This is a genomic window from Pseudomonas sp. LBUM920 (assembly GCF_003852315.1).
GTDB lineage: Bacteria > Pseudomonadota > Gammaproteobacteria > Pseudomonadales > Pseudomonadaceae > Aquipseudomonas.
Genome location: NZ_CP027762.1, coordinates 1,266,433 through 1,278,536 on the forward strand (window position 1 = coordinate 1,266,433; position 12,104 = coordinate 1,278,536).

A 12,104-nucleotide genomic window follows, 5' to 3' on the forward strand; every position below is an offset into this window, starting at 1 on the left:
TCTATTCACGCGTCGAGGCTAAAATAAGCTTTAAAAATAGTGGCTTACGCGGGTTTTAAGGCGCTTAACGGTCAACAATTCGAGGGTGAAAAATACATAACTGACACCCTGGATTCAGCGCGCCACGCACAGCGTCTGCGTGCCCGGCTGCAGGTACGGCGTGAGGATCGGCGCCATGCCTTTGAGCACTTGCACGGGCAAAGCCGACGTGAAGGTGAAATGCTCGGCCGAGGCTCCAGGGACGAAGGCGGTCAGCGTGCCGAAGTGATGCTCGCCGATGTAGAACACAAACGTTGCGGTGCGGTTGATCGATTTGGAGCTGAGGATGCGCCCACCCGCGCCCATGGCTTCGATGCGGTTGTCGCCGGTGCCGGTCTTGCCGCCCATGGCCAGCGGCGCGCCATCGGCCAGTTTGAAACTGCCGGCCACGCGTTTCGCCGTGCCCGCATCCACCACCTGCGACAGTGCACCGCGCAGCGCCGTGGCGACTTCGCTGGGCATCACGCGCTTGCCGCGGTTGGGGTCGTTGATCACGAGCGTTTCATACGGCGTGCCGGCGGCAAAATGCAGGCTGTCGATGCGCAGCACCGGAATGCGCACGCCATCGTTGAGGATGATCCCCATCAGTTCGGCGAGGGCGGCGGGGCGGTCGCCGGAGCTGCCGATGGCGGTCGCCAGCGACGGTACCAGGTGGTCGAACGGGTAGCCGACAGCCTGCCAGCGCTGATGGATTTCCAGGAACGCTTCGATCTCCAGCATGGTGCGGATGCGGCTGTCGCGCGCGCTCTGGTGCCGGCTCTTGAACAGCCAGCTGTAGACTTCCTGGCGTTCGAATTCGCTGGCCTTGACGATCTCGCCGAAGGTCGCATCGGGGTGGTTGAGCAGATAGCCCAGCAGCCACAGGTCGAGCGGGTGCACCTTGGCAATGTAGCCTTGGTCCGGCAGGTCGTAGGCGCCGGGGCCGTAGCTTTGGTAGAGCTTTTGGAGACGCTCGTCCGTGAGCTTTTCGGGGGTCTTGGGGTTCTTCAGATGGGAGCGCACAAAACGGTTGAAGCTCTCCTGGCTGGCCTGCGGCAGCAAGTAGCGGTGCACGGCAGCCAGGCGAATCGCGGTGGGGTGCAGGCCATCCATAAAGGTGTCGAGGCGCGTCTGCGTGTCTTTGTTGCGGTACTTTTTCCAGAACTTGAGCAGGAACGCGGTGCCTTCGTGGTCGGCGAACTTGGCCAGGTATTCCTGACGGCGCGGATCGTTGTCATCTTTGAGCAAGCGCGCGCTGTTGTCTTCGCCGGAGTAGGTAGTGTAGCGCACCAGGTCGCGCATCAGGCGAATGAACGGCAGGTTGATCGACTCGCGCAGCGCATCGCGCAGGGTCGGGCTGCGGCCATTGTCTTCATTGCGAAAATTGTGGAAGTGATGCAAGCCGCCGCCGGTGAAAAACGCTTCGCCGGGGCTGGCCGAATAGGTGCGGTTGAGGGCCGCGTCAAGCATCTTCGACAGGTCGCGGTCAGGGTTCTGGATCAGGTAGTCCAGCGCCCAGCGTGACAGTGGGTCCTGTTCGGGAACCTCGACTTTTTTCAACTCGGCTGGTGTTTGCGCGCGGTAGCGATCATGCAGCTCGGTGATGATTTGCAGGTAGGTGGTCAGCACGCGCAGCTTGGCGGTGGAGCCCAGTTCCAGCTTGCTGCCTTCGTTGATATCGAAGGGTTGGTCGGTGTTGTCGGTTTGCACCCGCACCCGTGCACCGTCGGGCGTCAGTTCGAACAGGGTGAAGCTGTAGCGCACTTGCGGCGTGCTTTGCGGGGTGAGCAAGCGCGGGCCGAGCAGGCCCATTTGCCCTGCGAAAGCGGGGTCGGCCAGGTGCTTGAGATAGTCGGTGGCCTGGGTTTGCAGGTCGTATTGCAGCGTGCTCGTGGCCGACAGGTCGAGGCGATCGAGGTCATACAGCGGACGGTTGAGCAGGCTGGCAAGGCGACTGCGTGCAACGTTGATCGCCTTGTTGGTTTCCACCGGCTGGAGCGTCGGTTGTTGCTGCCAGTCGCGGTAAGTGACATGGCTGGCGAGGGCGGCCTTGGCCAGCGCCGGATCGATCACGTTGTTCTGTGCCAGCAGGCGGATATGGCTGTCGGTCAATTGCGCCAGCTCATCGCGGCCCTTGGTCAGATAATGCGAAGGGCGGCGCTGGGCAATCATCAGCGACAGCACTTCGCGCAGCGCCAGGCCTTTTGCTGGAAGGTCCTTGGGCGCGTTACCACTCAACAGCGCATTGCTCTGGTTGAAGTCGGCGCCGTACCACACGCGTAGACCTTCAGCCATGCCGTGCACCTCACCATGGCCCGGCACCGCCGACAGCGGCACGCTATTGAGGTAGTCGCGCACGATGTTCTGCCGGCTGTCCAGGGTCTGCGGCCCCGGTTGGTAGGCGCGGACGCTGGCAGACATCATCTGGCGGATTTTTTCGCCACCGGACAGCGTCAGGCCGTCGGGCGAATGGCGATACTTTTCGAGCTGGGTGGCCAGGGTGCTGCCGCCGGCGGTTTGCCCTGGCAGATGCAGCAGTTTGGCCACCTGCGACCAGGCGGCCTTGGCAAAGCGCGGCCAGTCCACCGCCGGGTTGGCCATCGGACGCTTGGGGTCCAGCAGGTCGCGGTCTTCAATAAACAACAGGCTCTGCACCACCAGCGGTGGAATGGAGGCAAAGCTGGCATAGAGTTGCTGTGGGTAACTGAAGGCGTACAGCGGCGCCGCGCGGCAGTCGGTGATGGTCAGGCCGGCCTGGACCTTTTCGGCGTAGGGCACGAACAGGCCGTGCTCGGCGTAGCTCATCAGCGCCGGGGAAAACCGCGACTGTGCCTGGATCACGTAGTTGCGTTTGAGCAGGCGTGGCAAGAACTCATTCAGCGCGCTGTAGCCCAGGCGCCGGTCAAAAGGACCCTCGCCGGGATACACCATCGCATCACTCGCGCCAGGTTCCACCCGGTAGCTCAGTGATGCGGCAAAAGGGCTCAGGTGTTCAGCCTGCAGGCGCGAGGTGCGTATTTCCCGACTGGCGGCCCACCCCAGGGCCACCAACGCAAGCATCAGCACCAGCCCCATCAGCCGCCACCACAGGCGTCGAGAGCGGGGGCTTTGTGGCAATGGCGGTGGATCCGCACTGTCGGTCTGGACCACAGCGGGTTTCGAATCGGTCTGCCATAAAGCGCCCATAGTCGATTGATCCATTCACGCAGATTGATCGGACTTGGTTCAAGCTTAGTCGCTGGTGATGCGCCGTGAAGATTTTGTGTGCGGGCTGCCTAGCGCCATGAAAGTTTCAGGCCGCGTTTCCAGTCCGCCAGCCAGTTGGAGTTTTCGATTCGCTCCCATTGGCCCTTGTAGTACACCGACATGTGCTGGCCGGACCAGTCACGCACCCGTTCGTTGAACGCGTTCAGGTACTGGTTTGCCGGGCAGGCAATCCTGGCCCAGGGGTCGCAGATCCACAGACCCTGCCAGTCGTCCTCCGTGAAGTCCTGGGTCTCGACCAGGCTTGACGGCGTTTTGCCGACCACCACAAAGGCATGGGTAGGCGGACGTGAGCCCCATATCTGCGAGACGCCGCCGTTGGTGCGGATCAGTTCATGGGCGACATGGGCCATCTGGTCGCAATTGCCGGCCCCGGTCTTGAGGATGATCTCGGTGTAGTCGGGCTGCCCGACCAGGGTGTATTGCCACAGCACCACAGGCGCTGCGATCCGCAACCGCGCCAGGTCGTCAACGGCATCGGTAACGAGGTTGGCGGCGCCGACTCCGGTTCTTTCGACCAACGCCAGCGTGCTGGCGTGGGCCTTCTGCGCGAGGTACTCGTTGATCTGCGCGGCGCTGGGGCCGCCGGCTACCACCGGGCGTGGCGGCCATATGTCCAGCTGCAAGGGTTTGGCGGCGACATGCACATCCAGACGCTGTCCCTGGCTGGACGCGTTCAACAATAATTCCCGTTGTTTGAGGGGGGTCAGGGTACTGGCGGTATGGCGCAGCCTTGCCAGGGTGCCGTCAGAAAAACCGCGGGCTGCCAGTTGCCGGTACAGCACCTCCAGCGTCGGCAGTGCCACCAGCGGTTGCGTGGGCATGAGTTCGGCAATGTCCAGGTAATCGCGCTTGTAATCGCAGAAAGCGTGGATCAGCCGCGCGGCTTCGCCGCCCTGGCTGAAGTCCAGGTAATCGAAGACCAGTTCAGGCGGGTTGGCGGTCTGGATAACTTCAAAGAACACACCGGTGTCGGCCTCGACAACCCAGCGTGGGCCCGGGATCGGCCCAGGCCGGGAGAGTTCGAACACCATGGCCCGCATGACGCGCGTGTCATCAATGCCTTCGGCGATACCTTGCAGTTCCACCACCCGGGTTTCATGGCCCAGCAGGTTGTCCAGTTGGTCGTCGGGCAATCCGAATTGCGGTTCGTCGAAAAGCGTGCCCAGCGTGCGACGGCGATAGATCAGGGGCGGTGCCGGGACCTGGGTCAGCTCAAAGGCAACTTCGTCACGGCTGACTTCGTAAACGGTGTGGTGATACACCAGTCGCTGCTTCGCACCGTCCTGACTGGGCGCGGGAATGATCCGGATATGCTCCAGCGCTTGCACGCGGCGTTGATGAATGGAGTGGTTAAACGCAGAGAGCCTTTTGGTGAAGCAAATGAATGGGGGCGCGTTGCGTTTGCTTCGGGTGGGCGTGCAGCGGGTGTCGAAATGGTGTTCGACGCGAAAATGAGCAGGCGATGCCAGGTCGTCCAGGTGGGTCGGTGCACTGTGTTCAAGGCGCATGACCTTGCCGTCAACCAGTAAATCCGTGGCGGTGGCGCGAGGAATGAGCAATGGCGGGGTGTCAAACAGCCGCTCGGTGACGCGCGCCTGGTAACCGTTGACGCAGTGCACCGGTGTCACGCTCAGGGCGCTGTCCAGGCGAAAGTTGGGCAGCGGTGGCCCATAGGGCCGCGCGCTGAAAGGGTCGAAGGCGTACCACTGCCTTTCGCGCATTATCGCGACAATGCGCGAAAAGTCGCTCCCACCCAGTACGGCACCGATGCCGATGTCGGCCCTGGACAGCCAGCGCACGTACTCGCGCAACGGCGTGTTGGCGGTCCAGCGTTGTGCTTGCTCGATGGCTTCCCTCAGGGTGTGCCACGCGGCCTTGCCCAGAGCGATCAGGCCATTACGGGCCAACCTGGCGAGTGTGGGAGTAAGGTCGAGCGGGTTGAGGGTTGTCTGCAGCAGGTTCGTGCTCAATTTGCTCAGTTGCAGCAGTTTTATTGGCAGCGGTGCGGTGCTTTTCAGTACCGCCAGGCCGGCCGACGAGTAGGCGCGGGCGGGCATCAGCAGGCCGAACAGGTCGAGCAGGCACTGGTAGCTGCCATACGTCATGCGGTGGGGGTCGCCCGAGGCGATGTCCTGGCCGCACGACCACAACGGCACCAGGATTTTGAGGCGTTGGGTCAACGCGTCGTGGTGGTGTTCGAAGCCCTCTTCGGCGGACGCGCCGCGCGCCTGTTGTCGCGCAGCTTCGACGTCGAGGAAAAAATGCCGCTCGACGATGGCCTGGGTGATGCTGCGCAGGATCGCCGAACCGAACCGCGGGGTGGCGGTTTCGGCGGGTGTAGGGCCCTGCTGCCATAGCTGCTCGACGACCACCGTGGAGAACACGTTCGGCCGCGGCGCGCTGCCGGTTTCGTAGGCTTGCCAGTCGATGGCCAGTGGATTGCCGGTGTGCAAGACACTGACGGGTTGAACCGAGCCTGGTCGGCCGGTGGTAACCGACAGGGGCTTGCCGCCCAGGTCAAACACCAGGGCGGGGCCGCTGCGTTTATGCAGGCGGTTGAGCAGTGGGAACAACTCGTAATCGTGGGTGGCGTGGGGCAGGGTGCAGCGCAGGATGATGCCGAAGCGCCCGACGCGGGCTCTTTTTTCCTCGCGGGTTTCCAGGGTTTCGGCCTTGGTGGCCTCTTTGCTCAGCACCAGCAATTGCAGCTTGCCGATGGGCAGCCGGGCACGCTCGGCCAGCGGTAATTGTGCCAGCAGGTCCTGAAGGGTGGTGGCGTACGCCTGTTTAAGGCGGTCAATGTGGGCGTCGAAGGCGGCCTCGAACAGCGTATTCACATGCCCCAGGCGGCTGAACGCGCTGCGCATCAGGTTCAGGTCCAGGTGTGGGTGAACCGACGCCCAGTGGCGCGAAAAAGGCTGCAGCCAGCCCTGGCTGTGCAAGTCCACGAGGGAGTGCTGGCTGAGGTAAGGCACGTTGTGCCAACGCGGCGGGCCGCTGGACGCCAGGCCGAGGTTCAGTTGCAAGCGCGACGCCAACGCCCAGCGCAGGTCGGGCGTATTGATGCGGGGGTGGCCCGGGAAGACGTTTCGCAGGTCATCGAACGCCACCGACCGGCGCGTCGGAGGGTCGCTGGCGAACGTCATGAAGGCACTTTTCAGTGCCTCCAGGCGCGCCTGCAGTCGGGCTTTCGCCGCGTTGATCGCGCCGATCGGGTAGCGTCCGTCGGCCTGTTGCGTCAGTTCACCCTGGGCGACAGCCCAATCGAGCAGGCCTTGGGTTGCGGTGTATTCGCGCCATTGTTGCTGCTCGGGCGAGGTGTCCTCCCGTGACGCCAAGGCGATGACATCGTTGTAGCTCAGTTGCTGCGGTGAGCCGGGCGCGATCCTCTGCGCCATCGCCACGCCTTGGCTGAACACCAGCCACTGGGTGGAGGTCATGAAGCGCAACGTGTCCGGCAGTTCCCGCACCAGAAACTCCGGTGCTGCCCCTGCGAGCAGCAGGTGGGCCGCCAGCGGCGTGGCCTCAGCCGAGACGACGGCGCTGCGTATCAGGTGCAGTTCCAGGTCTTCACGCAGGGCCGCGTGGGAACGGCCCCATTGGCTGCTTTGGGCGAGGTTGAACCCCGCGACGACGTAACGCTGTTCATCCGGCAGCGGATCAAGCTCGATCATCAGCGCGGCCAGCACCAGGTTTTCAAGGCTGGCGCTGTTGGTGTGTTCGTGTGGATGCTGGCCGTACCCGCCCAGTGCCTCCAGCAACCGTCGGCCCAGTTGCCGGGCAGGAGGGCGCCTGAGCATGAGCTTGAGCAACCGGTCGGCCTGGGTGCGAATCGCGGTTCGGGACAGCTCGGTCAACAACGGCCCCGCCAGATACTCCAACAGCCTGCTGCTCGTGCGCGGCAGCCAGGCGTTGACCCGCGTTCGCACGGCCTCACGCTGGTCGGGCGTTAACGGCAAACCCTGTCGATAGTCAGCGTGTTGAGTGCTGCGCGGCAGGGTCATTTCGAGGATTTGCAGCGTACCCAGGGCGTCGCCGGCGGTACGCGGAACGGCCAGACCGTGGCCTTGTAGATGCTGGGCGAGGCTGCGCGCCTCGGTGCGCGGCGCAGGTGCGAGCGCCGGATGCAAATGGGCGTCGCCGGCCCAGGCCTGCAGCAACGTCGAGTGCGTGGCAATCACGGCGTCAGCGGCTTTGCCCTCGAGCAGCGTGCGCAAAGCCGTCGCGGCATGGTCGCGGTCATGGTCCAGACGCTGCCAGTGCAGTTGCTGCATGAGCGCAATATCGGCCTCGGCGAAGTCGCAGACGGGCGGCACGTGCAGGGGCTGCGACGCGCGCAAGCGCAGGCTCAGCGCCCTGGCCGCGTCTGACGTGGCGGGCACCGCCAGGTCATGACACTGCAGCAACTGCGCCACGCTGAACTGGCCGCTTTGGTGAACAGAGGTGCCGAGCTGTTGCGCCACACTGACCAGTTGTTCGAGACGGCCTGCCAGTGGCAGCGGCAACAGCCATTCGATGCCGAGTGCCACCTGTGCGCCATTTGCACGCTGGCCGATGAGCTGGCGGGTGTCGGGATCGAATGTGTAGTGGCCGGGCTGCAGGCCTTGAACCGGCTCCAGCGCCAGGAAGTCTTGATGACGGGTGATGTAACCCAGCAGCGCTGCGCCGGCTTGTTGGGCGTTGGCTGCAAAAGAGCCGGAGTCGAGGGTCAGCCTGTTGCGGTGAGCGGTTTGTGGGTTGAAACCCGCTTCGCTCGCGGCAGCCTCCAGGCTGTAGGCCAGCTGCAGCAGGTCTTGGTTCAGCCGTTCGAAATCACGCGCCAGCGTTGGACTGGCGCTGGCGAAAGGGTTGAGTTGATCGAGGGCCTGGATGACGATCATTCGCTGGCCCCGGGTCTGCGGCTGAGGGTAACCGTAGAACCGCAGCACTTGGCTGGCGGGCAATTGCAGCGTGTTCTCGCCGGCAGTCATCGGCCCGTACGGCAGGCCGCTGGCCGCTGGGTCCAGGATGTCGGCGATGGTCAGGAGGGGAAGGGCCAGGGCGCACCCTTGCGCGTCGTCCCACAGGGTCCAGGTTTTTTGGGTCTGGTCTGTGAGGGTGCCATTGGCCAGGGTCAGGCTGGCGAGGTCGATGTTCCGTTGCCGGGCCCAGGCGATGAAGCGCGGGCGGTTAATGGCCTGGCGCCAGAGTTGCAGCCAGCAACCTGGCGAAGAATGGGGCGGTAGCAGCAGCGGCGCGGCGCTGGTGCCATTCAAATGATTGATCAGGGCAGTGACCATGTGCTGATCACCCTCCTGGCGTCGGGTGCGGCCCTGCTCGAGTCGTTCGGTAGGCGTGTCCATTGATTTTCCCTGTGCATGGAGGCTGTTCCCTCATCCTGAGGGAGTGCCGTTGGCAGGGGGATCGTGACAGTTCCGATTTACCTGTGGCCGAGCTCGAAGCCTTGGGCCAGAGCCTTCGTTGACGGGCGGAGGGCGTCGGCCCAGGCATGACGCTGCACCATCACTGTGCAATACTCGCTGCCCTCGCGATGACCTGATAAATGCGTAAAGGCAGGTAATGCTTCCTTGTAAAAGGCTCATTTACCCAGACTTATCGCTGAATTTAGTCATTTTTAGAGTGAAAGACCCTAGTGTCGGCTTTTTATACTGCACCCCCGCCGATCCCGCAGGCTGTGCGCTGCCGGACGTGCCTGTCCACGAAACAGGCCTGGTTGAAGTGCGCCCCCGGCTTACCGGCTTGGCGTGCGCAACGCTCGGTGGTTCATATCCAATAACAAGACGAGGTTGTACCCCTATGCCAGTTGGCAATCACCTGCCCCATGGCGAGACCGCTCAGGGCGGCCCGCTGAAACGTGAACTGGGCGAACGGCATATTCGCCTGATGGCCCTCGGCGCCTGTATCGGTGTCGGCCTGTTCCTGGGTTCCGCCAAGGCCATCGAAATGGCCGGTCCGGCGATCATGCTCTCCTACATCATTGGCGGCCTGGCGATCCTGGTGATCATGCGCGCGCTCGGCGAAATGGCGGTGCATAACCCCGTCGCCGGTTCGTTCAGCCGTTACGCCCAGGACTACCTCGGCCCGCTGGCGGGCTTTCTTACCGGCTGGAATTACTGGTTCCTGTGGTTGGTGACCTGCGTGGCAGAAATCACCGCCGTTGCCGTCTACATGGGCGTCTGGTTTCCCGATGTGCCGCGCTGGATCTGGGCACTGGCGGCGCTGGTCAGCATGGGCACGATCAACCTGATTGCGGTCAAGGCATTCGGTGAGTTCGAGTTCTGGTTCGCGCTGATCAAGATCGTCACGATCATTGCCATGGTAATCGGCGGCGTCGGCATCATCGCGTTCGGCTTTGGCAACGACGGCGTGGCACTGGGGATTTCCAACCTGTGGGCCCACGGCGGCTTCATGCCCAATGGCGTGACCGGCGTATTGATGTCCCTGCAAATGGTGATGTTCGCGTACCTGGGCGTGGAAATGATCGGCCTTACCGCCGGTGAAGCGAAGAACCCGCAGAAGACTATCCCGAGCGCCATCGGCTCGGTGTTCTGGCGCATCCTGCTGTTCTACGTGGGGGCGTTGTTCGTGATTCTGTCGATCTACCCATGGAATGAAATCGGCACTCAGGGCAGCCCGTTCGTGATGACCTTCGAGCGACTGGGCATCAAGACCGCCGCCGGCATCATCAACTTTGTGGTGATCACGGCTGCGTTGTCCTCCTGCAACGGCGGCATCTTCAGCACCGGCCGCATGCTCTACAGCCTGGCGCAGAACGGTCAGGCCCCGGCCGCCTTCGGCACCACCTCAAGCAATGGCGTGCCGCGCAAGGCGCTGCTGCTGTCGATTTTCGTGCTGCTGCTGGGCGTGTTGCTCAACTACATGGTTCCCGAGAAAGTCTTCGTCTGGGTGACGTCCATCGCCACCTTCGGCGCGATCTGGACCTGGCTGATGATCCTGCTGGCTCAGCTCAAGTTCCGTAAAAGCCTGAGCCCGGCCGAGGCAGCCGGCCTCAAGTACCGCATGTGGCTGTACCCGGTCAGTTCGTACCTGGCGCTGGCGTTCCTGGTGCTGGTGGTAGGGCTGATGGCGTACTTCCCGGACACGCGTGTCGCGCTGTATGTCGGCCCGGTGTTCCTGGTGCTGCTGACAGTGCTGTTCTACGTGTTCAAGTTGCAGCCCACCCAGGCTGCGGCGCGTGCTCAAGCCTGACGTTCAGGCGCACAACAAAAAGCCCCGGGATCGGGCTTTTTGTTTTTCAGGCGGTGGCCACGCGAGGCGATTGGCTCAGGCGTTGGTTGAATTCCAGCCAGGCGCCCAGCGCGGCCATCAGGGCGGCGCCGACCAGTGCGGTGACGATTTGCATGGTGAAGGCATCGCCAGCCAGGGCGTTGAGCATGTCCGCCAACGGCGCCAGTAAGACGCCCAGGCAGAATACTTCCAACGAATAACGCCCCATCCGGCAGGTCTGCCGGGCCAGCCAATTTTGTGTCCAGGCACGCCCAGGCAACAGTTTGGCGGTGACGTAGGCCAGCGCCAGGAAGTGCAACAGTCGCACCGGTGACAAGTCGGTCTTGCTGATCGGGTAGAGCAGTTCGCTCAAGGCCGCTGGCATCAATGCATCGTGCACCTCAGGCCAACGCCAGGCGAGGGTGAGCACACCCGCCGCCAGCGCGTAGACCGCCGCCGTGACGAACAACGGCTGGCGCAGCAGTGGCCGATTATCCTGTGCGCGGGGTTGTTGCCCGTGAATGGCCGCCGCGCCACCCAGCACAAACAGAAACTGCCAGGTGACCGGGTTGAAGTACCACACGCCGTCAGCAATGGCGGCCAGGTTCCAGCCCAGGTGCGGCGCCAGCAGGTACACCGCCATCGACACCGCGACCACCGCCCAGGTCTTGCGCAGCAGCAGTGGCAGTACCAGCGGCAAGCCCGCCAACAGCACGATATACAGGGGCAGCGGGTCCATCAGGTTCGGCTTGAAGCGCAACAGCAATTCGTCCACCAGCGCTTGCTGAGGATGGGTGACAAAATGCGTCAGGCCCATCTCTTCGACCAGGTCGCGGGTTTCGACATGGCTGTTGGCGAAGAACACAATGCCCATCAGCATTGCCAGCAGGAAGATGTGCACCACGTACAGCACCCACGTGCGCCGCAGGATCTTCAAGCAGGCCATCCAGTAGCCTTCGCGCTGCAGGACCTTGCCGTACGCCAGCACCGAGGCGTAGCCGGCAAGGAACACGAAGACTTCAGCCGCGTCGCTGAACCCGATATTGCGCAGGGTGATCTGGCCGAGGGGATTGTGGGGGACGTGATCCCAGAAAATGAAGATCAACGCCAGGCCCCGAAAAAAATCGATGCGCGGGTCGCGTCCGTTCAGCATGGCAGCGGGCTCTTGAACAAATAGTTTAGTAATGACAGGTGCACGGCAACGTTGTCGCACGCCGCACGTCGGGCGGGCGCAGGTTGGCGGTATTTATAAGCAATTGCAAAGGCTGGGTATTACTGAATGTCTCTAGACATCAATGATCACCAACGTGCCTTGGCTACCGGCAAGGACCGCGTGGGCGATACCGGCTTGGACGAGGTACATCTGGCCGGCTTCCACGCGGATTTCCTCGTCACCGATGCTCAAGCGCAGCAGCCCGTTGATCACCAGCAGGCCTTCGTTGTAAGCGTGGGTTTCTGCCTCGTAGGCCTGCTCATCCATGCGCAACACCTTGATCCGCGCCGGGCCTACCTGGCCCAGGCGCGTGGATTTCCAGCTGTCAGGCAGTTGCCCGGCGAGGGCGGCGAAGTCGAGTAAGGGCATGTGAATCTCC

Annotated in this window: 5 protein-coding genes; 1 reads left to right on the forward strand and 4 read right to left on the reverse strand. The window is 63.0% G+C overall.

What is annotated here, in order from left to right:
• Window positions 1-114: 114 nt before the first annotated feature.
• The gene (locus C4J83_RS05670) at window positions 115-3,204 is read right to left on the reverse strand and encodes a transglycosylase domain-containing protein (protein WP_124416527.1); all 3,090 of its coding nucleotides are present in this window, start codon (window positions 3,202-3,204) and stop codon (window positions 115-117) included.
• Window positions 3,205-3,293: 89 nt separating this feature from the next.
• Complete coding sequence (locus tag C4J83_RS05675; protein WP_124416528.1) at window positions 3,294-8,627, reverse strand: hypothetical protein; 5,334 nt, start codon at window positions 8,625-8,627, stop codon at window positions 3,294-3,296.
• A 454-nt stretch (window positions 8,628-9,081) separates the two neighbouring features.
• Between C4J83_RS05675 and C4J83_RS05680 the strand changes: the two genes are divergently transcribed.
• The gene (locus C4J83_RS05680; RefSeq protein WP_106579433.1) at window positions 9,082-10,494 is read left to right on the forward strand and encodes an amino acid permease; all 1,413 of its coding nucleotides are present in this window, start codon (window positions 9,082-9,084) and stop codon (window positions 10,492-10,494) included.
• 46 nt (window positions 10,495-10,540) lie between these two features.
• Here C4J83_RS05680 and C4J83_RS05685 read toward each other — a convergent pair whose 3' ends face one another.
• Together C4J83_RS05685 and C4J83_RS05690 are read right to left on the reverse strand one after the other, a co-directional pair.
• The gene (locus tag C4J83_RS05685; protein ID WP_124416529.1) at window positions 10,541-11,665 is read right to left on the reverse strand and encodes an OpgC family protein; all 1,125 of its coding nucleotides are present in this window, start codon (window positions 11,663-11,665) and stop codon (window positions 10,541-10,543) included.
• 132 nt (window positions 11,666-11,797) lie between these two features.
• Window positions 11,798-12,094 (reverse strand): cupin domain-containing protein, encoded by a 297-nt coding sequence (locus C4J83_RS05690; protein ID WP_124416530.1) that lies wholly within the window; start codon window positions 12,092-12,094, stop codon window positions 11,798-11,800.
• Between the last annotated feature and the right edge of the window lie 10 nt (window positions 12,095-12,104).